Genomic DNA, 16940 nt, shown 5'->3' with positions numbered 1-16940 from the left:
TGGCTTAAAAGAATTGGACTGCAAAGAAAACCTTCTGAGTGAAACAAATGGAATTTTTCTCCTGTTTTGAGCAAACCATTTTATGCTGGAACAGATTCGAAAAGTTTTTGAAAAGACAAAAGGGTTTATAAGTCCAAATGATACGATCCTATCGTAAATGAATTAAGCTATTTTCGCTCGGCATTTATCAAACTTACCTGATGGAAACATACTTAGATATTACCAAAGACATCTACAAAAGAGCAGCTGAAACACCGGATGTGGGGTTGTGCTGCACCACTACGCCTATTTGGGCTTTCCCGGGGTTAGACATCCCCAAAATCATGCAACAAATGAACTACGGATGCGGGAGCACGGTGCATCCACGAGACCTGGTAAACAATCCAAAAATTCTTTATGTCGGTGTAGGTGGTGGAATGGAATTACTCCAGTTCGCTTACTTCAGCAGGCAGAAGGACGGTGTGGTTGGAGTAGATGTGGTGGATGAAATGTTAGAAGCATCTGCCAGAAACTTCAAAGAAGCTGAGGGGCTGAACCCCTGGTTTAAGTCTGAATATGTAAGCCTGAGAAAGGGGGATGCGCTAAACCTTCCGGTAGAAGATGGGACAATTGACGTGGCAGCACAAAATTGCCTCTTTAATATCTTCAAAGAAGAAGACCTTAAGACTGCATTGAGTGAAATGTATCGCGTACTCAAACCTCACGGCAGGTTAGTCCTCTCAGATCCGGTCAGCGAAGACGAAATGCCTGAAAACCTGAAGAATGATCCGGAGCTCAGAGGGTTGTGCCTGAGCGGCGCATTGCCATTGAAAAAGTATGTGGACATGATCACGGATATTGGGTTTGGTACTGTAGAGATCAGGGCCAGGCGACCATATCGCATTCTGGATACAAAGCATTACGATACTGATAGACCGATTCATATTGAAAGTGTGGAAGTCTGTGCCATCAAAGATCCCATGCCTGCCGACGGACCGTGTGTATTTACGGGTAGGACGGTTATATACACTGGAGATCAGGAATACTTTGATGATCATGCCGGACATGTACTGATGTACAACCAGCCACTTTCTGTCTGTGATAAGACAGCAGGAAACCTGCTCACGTTGAATAATGAAGACATCTATGTAAGTGAGAGCACCTTCTTCTATGATGGGGGTGGGTGTTGTTAAGTTTGGCTAATTAGTTAAACGGTTTATTGATTAAGAATAGACCAAATAACTGATCAACACCTTAACTTTGCATGAATTGATGTATCAACCGTGGCTGTGAACCCGGCAGAAGTACGAAGCAAATGAGTAAAAAAGGACGAATTTTAGTCGCCATGAGTGGCGGCATCGATAGCTCACTGGCTGCAGTGATGCTACACGAAGAAGGATATGAGGTGATAGGCATGACCATGAAAACCTGGGACTATCAGACCTCCGGTGGAAGCAGCAAGGAAACGGGCTGTTGCAGCCTGGACTCTATCAACGACGCGAGAAACATCGCCGTTAATCTCGGTTTCCCACATTTTATCATAGACATCCGGCAGGAATTTGGAGATGCGGTTATCGATTATTTCACCGATGAATACATTGCAGGAAGAACACCAAACCCGTGTGTGATGTGCAACACGCATATCAAATGGGATGCCTTGCTGAGGAGAGCAGATAAGCTGGATTGTGAGTTTATTGCTACCGGCCATTATGCTAATATTCGCAAAGAGAATAGCAGGTTTGTGGTAAGCAGAGGGGCGGATGGTTACAAAGACCAATCCTATGCCCTATGGGGTATTTCCCAGGAGAGTTTGAGCAGAACCAAGTATCCACTGGGACATCTGAAAAAATCGGAAATCTATGACATGGCGAGGGAGCGCGAGTTTTACGAGTTGGTATCAAAATCAGAGTCTTATGAAATTTGCTTTGTGCCAGACAATGATTACCGTGGATTCCTGAAAAGGAGAGTGCCAGAGCTGGAAAAGGAAGTGGCTGGCGGGGAATTTATCCTGGAAGGAACGGGCGAAGTGGTGGGACAACATGAAGGATATCCGTTTTACACTGTAGGTCAGCGAAAGGGATTGGGTATTGCTTTAGGTTATCCGGTATATGTTACTGAAATACAGAAAGATACGAACAGGGTTGTTTTAGGTACTTTCGATGAGTTAAGTCGTGATGGAATGTATGTAAAGCAGCTGAACATGCAGAAATATGCCAGCATTGAAGGTGAGCGAATGGACACTGTAACTAAAGTGCGATACAATGACAATGGAAACCCTGCCGTTATTGAGCAGGTGGGAGATACCATGAAAGTGTACTTTGGAAATGGAGTAAGCGCCATTGCGCCAGGGCAAGCTGCCGTATTTTATGAAGGAGACGATGTGATTGGTGGCGGTTGGATTACCTCAAGCTTTCATCAGAATAGAGAAAATTGATGAGATCAATACAAACATCCCCCTTGCCCCCTTCAAAGGGGGATTATTTCCTTGAGAAGGTTCAGCGATTCAGCATCATGGGGGTGTTCTTAACAATGCTACTGACCTTCCCAATTTCCTGCAACGATAGCCGGGAAGCGAATCCTGAAACACTTGGCTATGATTACTATCCATTGAATGTAGGTGAATACCGGATCTATGATGTGGAAGAGATCAGGTATCTGGTGACCGGATTTGATACTTCCGTTTTTCAGCTTCGGGAAATCATTTTTGATTCAATCCCCTCCAATGATCAAATCACTTACTTACTGCGAAGGGATGTGAGACTGGATGAAAATGAGGACTGGGAGAGTGACTCAGTATGGTCAGTGGTTCGAACTTCCAACTACCTGTCTGTCACGGAAAACAACATCCCGTTGATCAAATTGACCTTTCCTGTAAACGAAGGGAAAGAATGGGATGGAAATAGTTTAAATAGCAGAAGCTCCAATACATACCGCTATCAGACGCTCAGTGAATCAATTGTTGACTCAGTTTCCGGTACTAATCACATTCGTGTGATCATAGAGGATATTGAAGAGAATGTAACCGGCGTGGACCTGAAAAGTGAAGTCTATGTGAGGGGCATTGGACTGGTAGAAAAAGACTACCTGACGCAAAAAAGATGCACCTCTAGCGATTGTGGGGATGATTTGGGGGAAGTGATTGGTGGGAGATCGCTCAAACAAATGTTAATTGAAACAGGAAATGAAAAGTAGACACGTACTCATACTTGCCTTGATCACAGTGAGTTTCCTCGGTAAAACTCAGGATACAGAAGTGAGCCGGGTCAACCGGTATTTCATCTACTTTTCCAATAAATCCGGGAGCGCCTATCCATACTCCATTTCAAATCCGGGTGCCTTTCTTACACAGCGTGCCATAGATAGAAGGGCGAAGCAGGGGATCGCCATCAACGAATCGGATCTTCCGGTAAACCCAAGCTATGTGCAGGGATTACGAAATGAAGGGATTGATGTGTTCTTCACCTCTCGGTGGATGAATGGCGCACTGGTCAATGCGGACACCACGCTGCTAGATGCAGTGGCTAAGCTATCATATGTTGACAGCATTGCATTGATTGCCGACACCACGGTACTTAGCTACGAACAAAACATACCCGCAGATCCGGTCTCATTCGACCCGCCCATCTCTCAAAATGGGGATTCAAATATCCAGCTGGGGATGCTTGGAGCCTTCTACATGCATACCGATGATATCAAAGGGCAGGGGATGCGAATAGCAGTTCTGGACAATGGCTTTACCGGGATAAACCAATTCTCCCCATTTCAGCACATCTGGGAAAATGATCGCATCATTGCCACCAAAGACTTTGTCAGAAACTCTGGCAATGTTTTCCAATACGGGGATCATGGAACATCTGTTTTCTCCATCATCGCTGCAAACCATGAATCGCCCGAGGGAGATTTGATCGGTATAGCCCCTGAGGCAGAGTACATTTTGTGCGTCACGGAAGAAAACGGTAGCGAAGATCGGGTGGAAGAATACAATTGGTTGCTGGGCGCAGAGTTTGCGGACAGCCTGGGTGCAGATGTGCTTAATGCTTCGTTGGGCTACAATACCTTTGACATCCCCGAGCACAATTATTCAAAAAGCGATCTGGATGGACGTACGGCGGTGATCTCAATGGCAGCAGAAATGGCTGCCAGGAAAGGCATGATCATCGTGACAAGCGCCGGGAATAGCGGACGTAGAAATCCACCGGAAAACTTAATTAGCCATCCGGCAGATGCAGATCGCATTCTTTCAGTTGCGAGCGTCACTCCGAATTTTGAACGGTCAGAATTCAGCTCGATAGGGCCTACTGCCGACGGACGTATCAAACCCGACATTGCAGCGTTTGGCGATGGGACCGCCGTGATGCGGGGAAATGGAGCCATCGAGCGAGGGGGAGGCACAAGCTTTGCCTCACCTTTGATTGCTGGCTTTGCTGCATGCATCTGGCAAGCCAATCCGGAGCGGACTTACAATGAGGTAATTGCCGCCATCAAAAACTCCGGGCATCAGGACCATAAACCGGACACTTTACTGGGATGGGGAGTACCCAATTACGTCTATGCGAAAGATGTGAAAGCCCTGAATGTGAATGATATTTTGGAAGACAAAGTCACGTTTTATCCCAATCCATTCAGAGGAGATACCTTGTTCCTAATTACAGATGGTGAGTTCAAAGAAGGCATGCAGATCAAAATCCTTGACCCAAAAGGTTCATTGATCTTCAATCAGGAATTCAAAAGGAATGACATCAAAGAAAACATGGAATTGAACATTGATGGTAGTCAACAAGGAGTTTATTTCTTATTCTTGCAAATAGGAAATAATCAAAAGATCGTCAAACTGCTCAACTTCTAATGTCCCAAAGATTAATTGCCCCCTCGTTTCTAGCTGCTGATTTTGCAAATGTGCAGGCAGAAGTAGAGATGCTCAACAACAGCCAGGCAGACTACATCCACATTGACATTATGGATGGAGTTTTTGTTCCAAACATTTCTTTTGGTTTTCCTGTTTGTGAAGCCATTCACAGGCACGCAAAGAAGCCGATGGACTTTCACCTGATGATAGAGCATGCAGACCCGTACCTGGAAGACTGCATGAAGGCCGGGGCAGAAATCATCACGGTGCACGAGGAAGCTTGCAGGCACCTGCATCGCACGGTTACCGAGATCAGAAGGCTTGGCGCAAAGGCAGGGGTGGTTATTAATCCACATCGGCCGGTGAGTGCCCTGGAAGAGATTCTACCTTATGTTGATCTGGTATTGCTCATGTCTGTAAATCCGGGTTTTGGTGGTCAGAAGTTCATCGAAACCATCTTTGAAAAAACGAGGAAGCTGAAAAAGATGGTAAATGAGATCAACCCTGAAATCATCATCGAGATCGATGGGGGAGTGAATGATCAGAATGCAGGTCAACTTTTTGAGGCAGGTGCAGATATGCTTGTGGCCGGAAGTTTCGTTTTTAAATCTGATGACCCAGCCCAAACCATCGCCAATCTCAAAAAAGCCTAGTCCTTTGAAGGGGTTAATTCTAACGTTGCTTCTTGCAATACCTTCATTCATATTCGCTCAGTCTGATTTCATTGAGGGCAGAATTGTGGACGAAAATGGCGAACCCATTCCGGCGGTCAATGTCATCCTAAAATCAGATAGATCTGTAGGAACTATTGCCAATATGGACGGCTACTTTATGCTGGAGCTGGATTCCGGTACGTATGACCTCATTTTCTCCCATGTCCAATATGGTTCGTATGAACTGTCTGATATCCCCACTGGAGTCGGTGATTTCACGGTCACCATGCGGCCCAGCGCCACCCGGCTGGACGATGTGCAGGTAGAAGGTGAGCGGGAGCGGGACATGATCAACCCTGCAACAAAGATTGACCCTAAGTCAGCCAAGAATCTGCCGTCAGCATTCGGAGACTTCAATAAGGTGCTGCTTACCTTACCCGGGGTTGCTGGCAATAATGAGCTATCATCGGCATATAATGTGCGAGGTGGGAATTTTGACGAGAACCTGGTGTATGTAAATGACATTCCGGTCTATCGCCCGTTTCTTTCAAATGCCGGCAGGCAGGAGGGACTCAGCTTTGTAAATCCCGACCTGGTTGGCGACATCAATTTCTACGCAGGAGGGTGGGAATCCAAATATGGCGACAAGCTTTCTTCCTCATTAAATATTGACTACAAGGAACCGGAATCACTCGAAGGGCAGCTAAATGTCGGCCTACTGGGCGGTTCGGCTTACATTGGAAACCGGATCAATGATGATGTACAGTACCTGTTTGGTGCACGTCACAGGGACTCTCGCTATCTCCTGAATACACTAGAAACCAACGGTCAATATTTACCATCTTATACCGATGCACAGGCTTTGCTCACATTCGATCTGACTGGAAAAGGGAGTGATCAGATTAACCGCACCAAACTCAACTGGCTCATGGCCTATGGTCGAAACAGATACCTGACGTTACCGGAATCTCAGACTACCGAGTTTGGATCTGTCTCTCAAAATCTTAGAATCCAGACTGCTTTTGAAGGGCGCGAAGAACTTGACTATGACACCTATCAGAGTGGAATAAACCTGTCTCATCGTTGGTCAGACAAGTTTTTGAGTCGATGGATAGTTTCAGGGGTGTACGCTTCCGAGAGGGAAAATTACAATGTGGAAGGAGCCTATCGGATATGTGATGTAGACAACAATCCGGGATCCAATAGTTTCAATGAATGCGTGGTTGTCCGGGGAATAGGTACAAACTTCAATTATGGTAGAAATAAGCTGGAAGCCCAGATTTACAATGCAGAATGGAGAAATGAATATCTGCTATCTGATTGGTCAATCCTGGAAGCAGGAGTAGGTTATAATCGGAACGTCATTGACGATGAGCTCAATGAATATGCCTTTCTGGATTCTGCCGGTTTTGTAAGCCTGAATGAAAGCGCATTTAATAGCCTTGAGCTAAGGACAAACACCATCACAGGATACCTACAAACCACGATTTTTACGAAAGACTCCATGCATGCCGTAAATGTTGGTGCACGGGTGAATCATCTGGACTACAACGGAGAAACATTAGTTAGCCCACGGCTGATCTATCGCTTCAAGCCTAAATGGGAAAACGAAACTTCCTTCAGGTTTTCAATCGGAAAATACAGCCAGACACCCTTTTATCGGGAGCTTCGTGATCGCTCCGGTGATATTAGGGAGGATGTGAAAGCACAGCAGTCCATCCATATTATTGCTGCCATGGAGCGGGTGTTCAATTGGTGGAATCGACCCTTCCTGTTCAGTTTCGAAACCTATTATAAGAAGTTGGATCATGTGATTGCATACGACATTGACAATGTACGCCTGCGGTACTTTGCAAACAATGACGCCACGGCTTTTGCCTATGGATTCGATTTTCGAATCAATGGCGAGTTTATCCCCGGAACACAATCCTGGTTTAGTCTTGGCATCCTCAATACGCAGGAAGATATAGCCGAAGATGAGAAAGGGTACATTCGCAGGCCCTTGGATCAGCGAATCAACCTGGCTTTCTACTTCGAAGATCACCTGCCTAATGACCCAACGATGCGCGTCTATGTGAACACTGTATTTGGATCCGGATATCCGCTGGGGCCACCCAATGAAATAAATGCAAGAAATATTTTTTCTGGTGATGAATACTATCGAGTAGATCTGGGGCTTTCAAAATCATTTGAATTAAAGAATCATAAGTATCTGAAAACCTTTTGGTTAAGAGCCGAAGTACTGAACGTGCTTGGAGCAGATAATACTTTGTCATACTCCTGGATTCAGGATGTTACCGGTGCACAATTAGCGATCCCGAATTCATTATCGGCAAGGTTTTTGAATTTCAGGATTTCAGCAGATTTTTAGGTGTAGGTTCACCTATCTTTGTTTTATCAAATAGCAATGAAAATGAAAAGAATCACTCAATTATCCTCAATAGTACTTGCAGTTATCGTGTTGGCATCCTGCACCAGACAAGTGACCCGAATCAACCCCGACCAACAGGTAGATCTTAGTGGTAGGTGGAACGACACAGACTCTAAGCTGGTAGCTGAAGAAATGATCCAGGATGTGACGGGAAGACCATGGCACAATGACTTCCGAATTGGAAATGACAGAAAACCGGTTGTAATTGTCGGATATGTTCAAAATAAGAGTGCTGAGCACATCGAATCCGAGACATTTATCAAAGACATTGAAAGAGAGTTTATCAACTCAGGTTTCGTGAGAGTGGTTTCCAACTCTGTATTCCGTGAAAAACTCAGAGAGGAACGAGCTGAGCAAGGTGAATTTGCGTCTCCTGAAACTCAGGCTCAGTGGGGCAAAGAGCTTGGAGCAGACTTTATGATGTTTGGTGTGATCACTGCAGTCACTGATTCTTATAAGAAGGAAAAAGTGGTGAACTACAAAGTGAACCTTGAGCTGACCAACATCGAGACCAACGAGAAAGTGTGGTTGGGTGACAAGGAGATCAAAAAATACATCAAGAACTAAAAGTCCATAGTCATTTTTAAAAGGGTCAGTTTCTGACCCTTTTCCCAAACCACTGTCACCACGCTTATGCGGATGAATCACCTCATATTGATGGTAGTCCTGCTAGGACTTTCAGGCTGTGCCTCGTTTTACGAGCTCAACTATGAATTCAACAAGAGTTTTGAGCAGGGAAAAATAGAGGAAGCGGCAAATCTTCTGGATCAAAACAAAAAGGCAAGCAAAAGCAAAACCCGTTTTCTATATTATGCCAACCAGGGTGTAGTGGAGCATCTGCTGGGTAATTATCAGGAGAGCAACAACTGGCTGGAGCAGGCTTACCTTTTCGGTGAAGACTATCACAACAATTACCTGAATTTTGCGGCTTCCTATTTCCTGAATCCCAACCTGATCGTGTATCCGGGTGAAGATCATGAGCATCTGATGCTTCTGTATTATAAGGCGCTCAACTTCCTGAAAATGGATGATTATGAGTCTGCATTGGTAGAGTGCAGAAGGCTTAACCAAAGGCTATATGAGCTTGGAGATAAGTACATTTCGGAGAACAAATACCAGAAGGATGCATTCGTGCATACCCTCATGGGTATCATCTATGATGCAGCAGGTGATTATAATAATGCATTCATTGCCTACCGAAATTCCCTGGAGATTTATCAAAATGAATATGCTGAAATGTTTGGCCTAAATGTGCCGGATCAGCTAAAGAAGGATTTGCTCAGAACCGCTTCACTAGCTGGCTTTCCTGAGGATTTGGATCGGTACAGCGAAGCATTTGGGATGGAATATGATGCCGCCTTACCGGCGGGAGGTGACCTGATTTTCTTCTGGCATAATGGACTCGCGCCGGTAAAGGACGAATGGTCAATAAACTTTGTGGCGGTGAAAGGAGATGGGGGACAGATCTTCTTTCAAAATGAGGAATATGGTCTCAACTTTCCATTTTTTTATGATACCAATGAAAGTGGAAATGCAAGCATCACTGATTTAACCGGAACCCGTGTCGCCTTTCCAAAATATGTAGAGCGCGAGCCCTACTTTATTTCTGCCCGTCTCGAGACAGGAAGTCAGGTACACCCTTTAGACAAGGCAGAAGATATCAATGCCATTGCTTTCAAAACCCTACGGGAGCGCATGCTGGAAGAACTGGGCAAGGGATTGTTGCGCGTTGCTCTTAAGAAGACTGTGGAAAAGCAGGTGCGAAAAGAAAATGAAACACTCGGCTTTCTGGTAGGTATTGTAAATTTTGCTTCCGAGCAGGCAGACACACGTAACTGGCAAACTATCCCACACAGTATCCATTACACCCGAGTCCCATTGAAAGAAGGAGAAAATAGGATCGAACTTGTAACTGAGGGGCCCAGAAACGAAGAAACACAGGTTTTTACCTTCAATGGTGTAAAAGGAAAAACACAGTTCCAATCCTACCAGTCGCTGGAAAGCAAAGTGGCCTTCTAAGGGTTACCTGTCCAGCCTTTTTTCTTCCATCGTTACGTCAGATTTGGTTCGAATGTGCATTTTAATGTTCACCAACATCTCCTCGCATCCGGCATCTATGACCGCTTGCTGAGCGGCCCTGGCGACCTCCTGAAGTTTGTCGTAAGGCCCCTTCATGACAGTCTCCATGGGAGTAATCACATATTCCACGCCAGAGTTTTGGATAACCTCAATGGCAGCATCAATTTTCTCATACACTTTATCGTCTCGTGTAAGCGGCACCACCTGAATAGCCAGTTGAATGTTTTTATCTGTCATATCATTGTCTTTCCTGCGAAAATAATTCTCTTAAGTTCTGCCTCAGAACTTTTCCCTATTTAGTTAAAAGGCTTTATTTTGAGGCTTGTAAATAACCAACCCCTAAGCATGTTCACCGAGTACGAAATTGAGTCAATGTTGGAGTATCCTGAAGTAAAGGAGGCTACTATCACATTAAAAAGGGATTTCCTTAAAACAGAGGCACCTTATCTTGAAATTAGCGACGATGATTTCTTTTCATTGATCATTATGGCACCAACCATTGGTATAGCCATGGCAGATGGAAAAATTACGCTTTTTGAGGAAATGGCGCTCAACAAAAAAGCCCGGAAGCTATCTAAGGGCGGCTATTTCATGAAAAAGGATCCCGTGATTTATGCCATGAAGTTTTTGATCAAAAACTATTACAACTGGTCTGATAAGTTCATGGATGTCCTCAAGAAGACCATCAAAGTGACCTGCGGATTAGATACACTGGTACAGGCTCCAGTAGAGAAAAAGGGAGAAGTCAACTATCAGGAATATCGGCAGGCAGTATTGCACTCTCCATACCTGCTCATTCGTTTCATCGCCAGCTTCTTCCTGGAAAACGATGAAGATATCATTAATCAGAATCATAAGGTAGGCAAGGAGGAATACCAGCGGATGTTGCTGATTGGAGAAAAACTGGAACTTGATCGTGTGCCGGTTTTTCAGATGTTTTGTAAAACGTTCCAATAATCTTCGTTCACTTAAGACGTTGTTGGAAGTAGTGAAAAGATCGTTAGCCATACTCATACTTATCTACCTGATATCTGCTTGTGGTAGCGATGACGTGACCACTACCTCAGCGGATGAAGAAATCCAGGCATGGCTGGACACCATGAACATTACTGCAAGCAGGGATGACAATACAGGCATTTATGCGTATGAGGAAGTCACCAATCCCGCTGGAGCCCCCGTCACAAATGGCAGTGTGACTGCTATCTACTATATACTTCAGGATTTGAATGGCAATACCATCGCCAGCCACCAGCGATCCGATGGCGATTCATTGATCTTCAAGGTAGGAGCCAATGCCGTCTATCCAATAGGGGTGGATTTCAGCGTCACGCAGATGCGGGTTGGAGAGACTTATCATTTCATTTTGCCACCCGATCAGGCGTATGCAGACCTTACTTCAGGAGCGATAAACCCCAACCTGATTGCCAATCTCCAGATTGAACTTGTGGGGGTGCACAATGAAAATGACCTATTCGCTCAGGAAATTACGGCTATCGATGATTACATATCAGACAATAATTTGAATGATGTGGTAGCTAACCCTACAGATCCTGTGGAGCAGTTTTCAGCCTCGGGGATTTCATATAAGAGGCAAAGGGTGGGAACAGGCTCCATACCATTAAATGGAGACACGATCGTTGTAGACTATTCTGGAAGATTTATTGATGATAGTCCGTTTGGCGCAGATTCTGGATTTGAATGGATTTATGGTTCCGGTCAGCCGAGGGAATTGTTAGTTGGCTTTGAATTTGGCGTATCCCTGATGCAAACAGGGGAGCAGGCGTTGATCTTGATCCCGTCCTCTCAGGCGTATCGGGAGAGCGCTTTGGTGATTCCGGCTTTCATTTCAGGAGACCTTGTCGAAGATGGCATCATTCCTGATTACGTTACCTCAATACCTCCATACAGTACTTTACTTTTTCAGATTAGCAGAATTGATTAGTGAATGAGGATAATTTTCAAAATAATTAGGTCAATAATATTGGGAAATCTCTGGACAGGTTTTGGTCACTACTATCTCACGGATACCATGTAAATTTGGGAAGATTTGCTCGCCGCTACCAAACGATATGGATTTCTGATTATTCTCTGCTTTTCATCAATCAAAGGCATGACACAGGATATCTATGAGAAATATGACATCTACAGAAATCCTGTTAAAGTTTTTCTCAACAAATTCAGCATCACAGCTACAACAGGTATCGGGATTACAAGCTATTCTCACCAACTCAGCGGAGTGTACTTTTATCAGGATGCTGGCAATCAGTTCATCTTCTCCAATGAAATCGAAAACCTGGGTAGCACTTTTTCCGGGTATACGGATTGGCTAAACGACCCCCAGGTTGGTTTCGAAACATCCCTGGAAAATCCCTATGCCATACCATTCGATTATCTATCCAATCCTGTGTATAATCCGGGGTTAGGAGATCAGACTTTCCTGGTTGATACAGACACAACAGATTTTGGATTTAAAGGTGGATCGAGAGGAATTCCAATCACTTTGTCCCTTCATTACAATTTTGACAAATTCAGGGTAGGATTGGGTTACTCTTATGAATTTCATTTCCTGCGTAGGCTGGAGCCTACAGCATTTACCGACCAGGTGCGAAACTATGAACCCAACACAGTACGCACTCGCTATTCAAGATTTTTTGGTATGGTAGGCTATAAGTTCTATCAGTTTTGGAGCTATGATTTTGTGGCCGAACTCCAATTTGGAAGGATCAGCGCAGGCAAGCAGTTTAACAATGGCGCTATCTCCAGAGGCATTTACACCAACTTCGGAATCAGTATTGAGAACAATTGGTCCGAATATTTCAGAGTAGTTATCAAGCCAAGTATTGATTTTAAGTCATACACCATAGCCATTCCGGATGGATCTTCGGTAAAGCACAAGTACCCGACCTTTTTCATTCAGGCCGGAATCAGCATCAATATCCCGGATATCCCACGATCACCCATGAAGAGTGACCATGTGCAATTGAAGCATATTTATACAGATCCTGTGACTGGCAAAAGAATGGAGGTGCGAGGGCAACCAATCCATAAGCGACAAAATCCCAAAGTAGGAGAAAACCATCGGAAACTGTGGCGTTATAAAAACAAGAACAAGCGCAAACTTAACCCTACCAAAAACTAAGCTCTAGCAGGGCTCAACAAAGTGAATTCTGTTGGTAAAAAACCATCGGGTTCACCCAAAATTTCGCTAAATTGCGGGTTGATTTTTGGCAAACCCAAATAAGCATAAATGGCAGACGGAGATATTGAAAACTTAGCTTCATCCGAAGAGAATATTATCCCAATAAATATTGAAGAAGAGATGCGTGGTGCTTACATCGATTATTCGATGAGCGTAATCATTTCGAGAGCTTTACCAGATGTAAGAGATGGCTTAAAACCTGTACACCGAAGGATTCTTTACGGTATGGATGAGTTGGGGGTCAACTACAACAAGTCCTATAAGAAGTGTGCAAGGATTGTAGGGGATGTGCTCGGTAAGTACCACCCTCATGGGGATACAGCAGTATATGATACGATGGTGAGGATGGCTCAGGACTGGTCTATGCGGTATCCACTCGTGGACGGACAGGGTAACTTCGGTTCGGTGGATGGGGATTCACCTGCAGCCATGAGATATACAGAGGCACGCTTGAGGAGAATTTCCGAGGAGCTTCTGGCTGACATCAGAAAAAATACCGTTGACTATGTGCCAAACTATGATGATAGTACCGAAGAGCCAAGTGTACTTCCATCAAAGATTCCTAACCTGCTGGTGAACGGTGCAAGTGGTATTGCGGTAGGGATGGCCACTAATATGGCACCACACAACCTTTCTGAGGTAGTAGATGGCACCATTGCTTACATCGAAAATAGAGAAATCACCATAGAAGAGCTCATGCTGCATGTTACTGCCCCAGATTTTCCAACTGGCGCAACCATCTATGGATACCAAGGTGTAAGGGCTGCATTCGAAACTGGAAGGGGAAGGGTAGTTCTAAGGGCTAAAGCAGAATTTGATACTACAAGCACGGGCAGGGAACAGATTATTGTGACTGAAATACCATATCAGGTAAATAAGGCCACTATGATAGAAAAAACCGCCGCGCTTATTAATGAAAAGAAAATTGAAGGAATTGCGGATATACGTGATGAGTCTGATAAGCAAGGGATGAGAGTTGTCTATGACCTTAAAAAAGATGCAATTCCAAACATTGTACTAAACAATCTATATAAGCAAACGGCCCTCCAGTCTTCTTTCAGTGTAAATAATGTGGCACTTGTAAAGGGTAGACCGAAAACCCTTAATCTCAAGGACTTAATTGTGCATTTTGTTGAGCACAGGCACGAGGTAGTGGTTAGAAGAACCGAATTTGAGCTGGATGAAGCTGAGCGAAGAGCACATATTCTGGAAGGCTATTTAATCGCATTAGACAACCTGGATGAAGTTATCAACCTTATCCGTGCTTCTAAGGATCCGGATGAAGCCAGAATTGGGTTGATTGAGAAATTCAGTCTCTCGGAGATTCAGGCTAAGGCCATTCTGGATATGCGACTTCAGCGATTGACCGGCCTTGAGCGAGATAAAATCCAGAAGGAATACGAAGAGATACAGGCACTCATAAAGGAACTGAATGAGATTTTGGGTGATGAAGGCAAGCGAATGCAGATCATCAAGGATGAGCTTCTGGAGATGAAAGAGCGCTATGGTGACGAGAGACGTTCCGATATTGAGCATAGTGCAGACGAGTTTACGGCAGAAGACATGATTCCAGATGAAGATATGGTGATCACCATCTCACATCAGGGATATATCAAACGAACACCGTTAACTGAATATCGCACCCAGGGAAGGGGTGGAGTAGGTAGTAGAGCGGCTACCTCCAAGGACGATGATTTCACTGAGCACCTTTTCATAGCTTCAGCACACAACTATTTATTGATTTTTACGGAATTCGGTAAAGTATTCTGGATCAAGGTGTGGGAGCTACCGGAAGGAAGCAAAGCCTCCAAAGGACGCCCGATTCAAAACCTTATTAACATTGAATCGGAGGATAAGGTAAGATCGGTCATCAACGTCAAGACACTGGATGATCCGGATTACATTAATAACAACTTCCTGGTAATGTGTACCAAGAGAGGGATCATCAAGAAAACCTCATTGGAAGCATATAGCCGTCCCAGAAAAAATGGTATAAATGCCATCACGATCCGAGAGGATGACAAATTACTTAACGTTCGTCTGACGGATGGTGATAACCACATTGTGATTGCATGTAATACCGGGCGGGCAATTAATTTCCATGAATCCGACGTGAGATCAATGGGAAGGATGGCCTCCGGGGTTCGTGGAATGAACATCACCAGCAAAGAATTTGTCGTTGGTATGGTTTGTGTTGATTATAAGAACCCATCGAACCTGTTGGTTGTATCCGAAAAGGGATATGGCAAGCGATCTGATCTGGAAGATTATAGAATCACCAAAAGAGGTGGTAAAGGGGTAAAAACCCTCAATGTAACAGACAAGACAGGTGCCTTGGTAGCAATTAAAGATGTGATTGATGGCGATGAATTGATGATTATCAATAAGTCAGGAATTGCGATAAGAATGTCGGTAGACAATCTCAGGGTAATGGGAAGAGCAACTCAAGGTGTTCGACTTATTAAACTAAATGAAGAGGATGAAATCTCCGCTGTAGAAAAAATTTCCAATATCGGAAACGATGAATCTGACATGGAAGATCCATCCTCTGAAAATGAAAACAAAAAAGATAACGAATAACTTAACAGACGTATAATGAGAACTTTTTTAACTCTAGTACTAGCTGCGGTTTGCATAGCGGGGTACTCACAGAAAAAGCCAAAAATTAATCAGGCACTTTCGGCTCTGGAAAATGGAGAATTGGCGGAAGCTAAAACCATCATTGATGAAGCTATCGTGCATGAAAAGACCAAAGATGATCCAAAGACCTGGTACTACAGGGGTCAAATTTATGCTGCCTTAGATACAGCCAATAGCGAACCAGGAGCGCTTGATGAAGCTTTGGAGGCATTTAATAAAGCCCTTGAGCTAGATCCTGAACAGAAGTCACTTAGCACTGTAGACTTTACTACTGGACAAGTTGAAAATGTAGATTCAAAGATTCAAGGCTGGTATGCGCATTATTATACGGATGCTCTTTCGGATTATAATTTAAAAGATTTTCTATCAGCAGCTGAGAAGTTTGAGACTGCTTTTTATATCAATCCAAGTGACACCAATGCTATTCTTAATGCTGCTTTTGCATCTGTAGCAGCAGGTAATGACGAGAAAGCGGAAGAAAATTTTAACAAGGCGTATGAAGCAGGAAGTAGAGATAAAACTATATTTCTTCAGTTATACAACTATGCAATTAGAAATGAAGATTTCGAAGGAGGGCTTGAAATTATCAGAAAAGCCAAGTCTTCCTATCCAAATGACGTTGATTTTGCGAAGTATGAAATCAACTTGCTAATCCAACTAGAAAGGACAGAAGAAGCAAAAGCTGAGTTGGAAAACGCAATTACTGCCGATCCTGAAAATGCTGACCTACTTTTTAGCCTGGGTGTTTTAAAAGAAGAGTTGGGAGAAAAGGAAGGAGCAATGGAAAGCTATAACAAAGCCTTAGAAATCGATCCAAATCATTTCAACTCAAATTTCAATATTGGTGTGGCATCCTTCAATGAAGCCAACGAGTTGATAAAGGAAAGAAACGCCCTAAGTTATAAACAAGAGACAAAGTACAAGGAGCTAACCACGAAAATCAATGTGAAACTAGAAGAGGCACTTCCGTACTGGGAAAAACTTTATAGCCTGAAAAGTGAAGATCAAACTGTGTTAGAAACACTTGCATATATCTACACATCATTGAAAATGAATGACAAAGCGGAGAAAATGCAGGATGAACTTGATGCCCTGGGTGGAAATTAATTTGTA

At 44.0% G+C, this 16940-nt stretch carries 14 protein-coding genes; 13 read left to right on the top strand and 1 reads right to left on the bottom strand.

All coding sequences use genetic code 11. The features are described 5' to 3' along the window. Positions 1 to 200 precede the first annotated feature (200 nt). The 8 genes from arsM to RLN88_RS11300 all read left to right on the top strand — a co-directional run bounded on the left by arsM (position 201) and on the right by RLN88_RS11300 (position 9928). Complete coding sequence (arsM, locus tag RLN88_RS11335) at positions 201 to 1172, top strand: arsenosugar biosynthesis arsenite methyltransferase ArsM (RefSeq protein WP_350221519.1); 972 nt, start codon at positions 201 to 203, stop codon at positions 1170 to 1172. 122 nt (positions 1173 to 1294) lie between these two features. Further along, on the top strand, positions 1295 to 2413 hold the full coding sequence (mnmA, locus tag RLN88_RS11330; protein WP_350221518.1) for a tRNA 2-thiouridine(34) synthase MnmA: 1119 nt from the start codon (positions 1295 to 1297) through the stop codon (positions 2411 to 2413). After that, positions 2413 to 3171, top strand: coding sequence for a hypothetical protein (locus RLN88_RS11325; RefSeq protein WP_350221517.1), 759 nt, complete (start codon positions 2413 to 2415; stop codon positions 3169 to 3171). Before mnmA ends, RLN88_RS11325 begins: the two co-directional genes overlap by 1 nt. Beyond that, entirely contained in the window at positions 3161 to 4825 is a 1665-nt protein-coding gene (locus RLN88_RS11320; protein WP_350221516.1) for a S8 family serine peptidase, read from the top strand. The genes RLN88_RS11325 and RLN88_RS11320 overlap by 11 nt, the downstream gene beginning before the upstream one ends. Continuing rightward, on the top strand, positions 4825 to 5478 hold the full coding sequence (gene rpe / locus RLN88_RS11315; protein ID WP_350221515.1) for a ribulose-phosphate 3-epimerase: 654 nt from the start codon (positions 4825 to 4827) through the stop codon (positions 5476 to 5478). The genes RLN88_RS11320 and rpe overlap by 1 nt, the downstream gene beginning before the upstream one ends. Before the next feature lie 4 nt (positions 5479 to 5482). Next, positions 5483 to 7849 carry a TonB-dependent receptor gene (locus tag RLN88_RS11310; protein ID WP_350221514.1) on the top strand — a complete coding sequence of 789 codons (2367 nt, stop codon included), beginning with the start codon at positions 5483 to 5485 and terminating at the stop codon, positions 7847 to 7849. 42 nt (positions 7850 to 7891) lie between these two features. Beyond that, on the top strand, positions 7892 to 8476 hold the full coding sequence (locus tag RLN88_RS11305) for a penicillin-binding protein activator LpoB (RefSeq protein WP_350221513.1): 585 nt from the start codon (positions 7892 to 7894) through the stop codon (positions 8474 to 8476). A gap of 72 nt (positions 8477 to 8548) precedes the next feature. Further along, on the top strand, positions 8549 to 9928 hold the full coding sequence (locus tag RLN88_RS11300) for a COG3014 family protein (protein ID WP_350221512.1): 1380 nt from the start codon (positions 8549 to 8551) through the stop codon (positions 9926 to 9928). Between the two features lie 3 nt (positions 9929 to 9931). Here the strand turns inward: RLN88_RS11300 and RLN88_RS11295 are convergent, their stop codons facing one another. Continuing rightward, on the bottom strand, positions 9932 to 10225 hold the full coding sequence (locus RLN88_RS11295) for a thiamine-binding protein (RefSeq protein WP_350221511.1): 294 nt from the start codon (positions 10223 to 10225) through the stop codon (positions 9932 to 9934). Positions 10226 to 10333: 108 nt separating this feature from the next. On the opposite strand from RLN88_RS11295, the gene RLN88_RS11290 reads away from it, so the two are divergent. The 5 genes from RLN88_RS11290 (at position 10334) to RLN88_RS11270 (ending at position 16934) form a co-directional block, all read left to right on the top strand. Further along, positions 10334 to 10945: a hypothetical protein gene (locus RLN88_RS11290; RefSeq protein ID WP_350221510.1), complete on the top strand. Its 612-nt coding sequence runs from the start codon at positions 10334 to 10336 to the stop codon at positions 10943 to 10945. A gap of 31 nt (positions 10946 to 10976) precedes the next feature. Continuing rightward, positions 10977 to 11930 carry an FKBP-type peptidyl-prolyl cis-trans isomerase gene (locus RLN88_RS11285; RefSeq protein ID WP_350221509.1) on the top strand — a complete coding sequence of 318 codons (954 nt, stop codon included), beginning with the start codon at positions 10977 to 10979 and terminating at the stop codon, positions 11928 to 11930. A gap of 105 nt (positions 11931 to 12035) precedes the next feature. Next, complete coding sequence (locus RLN88_RS11280; RefSeq protein ID WP_350221508.1) at positions 12036 to 13127, top strand: hypothetical protein; 1092 nt, start codon at positions 12036 to 12038, stop codon at positions 13125 to 13127. A 108-nt stretch (positions 13128 to 13235) separates the two neighbouring features. Continuing rightward, the gene (gyrA, locus tag RLN88_RS11275) at positions 13236 to 15767 is read left to right on the top strand and encodes a DNA gyrase subunit A (RefSeq protein ID WP_350221507.1); all 2532 of its coding nucleotides are present in this window, start codon (positions 13236 to 13238) and stop codon (positions 15765 to 15767) included. A gap of 15 nt (positions 15768 to 15782) precedes the next feature. Then, positions 15783 to 16934, top strand: a complete 1152-nt coding sequence (locus RLN88_RS11270; RefSeq protein ID WP_350221506.1) for a tetratricopeptide repeat protein — start codon at positions 15783 to 15785, stop codon at positions 16932 to 16934. Positions 16935 to 16940 lie beyond the last annotated feature (6 nt).

It is taken from the genome of Ekhidna sp., assembly GCF_040223195.1.
Lineage (GTDB): Bacteria > Bacteroidota > Bacteroidia > Cytophagales > Cyclobacteriaceae > Ekhidna.
The sequence above is the reverse complement of the archived record's forward strand: the minus strand, read 5'-3'. Positions and strand labels throughout refer to the sequence as shown.

Excerpts from the sequence above, each read along its gene's own strand:
- arsM (WP_350221519.1), top strand. The coding sequence starts at position 201 with ATGGAAACATACTTAGATATTACCAAAGACATCTACAAAAGAGCAGCT.
- mnmA (WP_350221518.1), top strand. The coding sequence starts at position 1,295 with ATGAGTAAAAAAGGACGAATTTTAGTCGCCATGAGTGGCGGCATCGAT.
- RLN88_RS11325 (WP_350221517.1), top strand. The coding sequence starts at position 2,413 with ATGAGATCAATACAAACATCCCCCTTGCCCCCTTCAAAGGGGGATTAT.
- RLN88_RS11320 (WP_350221516.1), top strand. The coding sequence starts at position 3,161 with ATGAAAAGTAGACACGTACTCATACTTGCCTTGATCACAGTGAGTTTC.
- rpe (WP_350221515.1), top strand. The coding sequence starts at position 4,825 with ATGTCCCAAAGATTAATTGCCCCCTCGTTTCTAGCTGCTGATTTTGCA.
- RLN88_RS11305 (WP_350221513.1), top strand. The coding sequence starts at position 7,892 with ATGAAAAGAATCACTCAATTATCCTCAATAGTACTTGCAGTTATCGTG.
- RLN88_RS11300 (WP_350221512.1), top strand. The coding sequence starts at position 8,549 with ATGAATCACCTCATATTGATGGTAGTCCTGCTAGGACTTTCAGGCTGT.
- RLN88_RS11295 (WP_350221511.1), bottom strand. The coding sequence starts at position 10,225 with ATGACAGATAAAAACATTCAACTGGCTATTCAGGTGGTGCCGCTTACA.
- RLN88_RS11290 (WP_350221510.1), top strand. The coding sequence starts at position 10,334 with ATGTTCACCGAGTACGAAATTGAGTCAATGTTGGAGTATCCTGAAGTA.
- gyrA (WP_350221507.1), top strand. The coding sequence starts at position 13,236 with ATGGCAGACGGAGATATTGAAAACTTAGCTTCATCCGAAGAGAATATT.
- RLN88_RS11270 (WP_350221506.1), top strand. The coding sequence starts at position 15,783 with ATGAGAACTTTTTTAACTCTAGTACTAGCTGCGGTTTGCATAGCGGGG.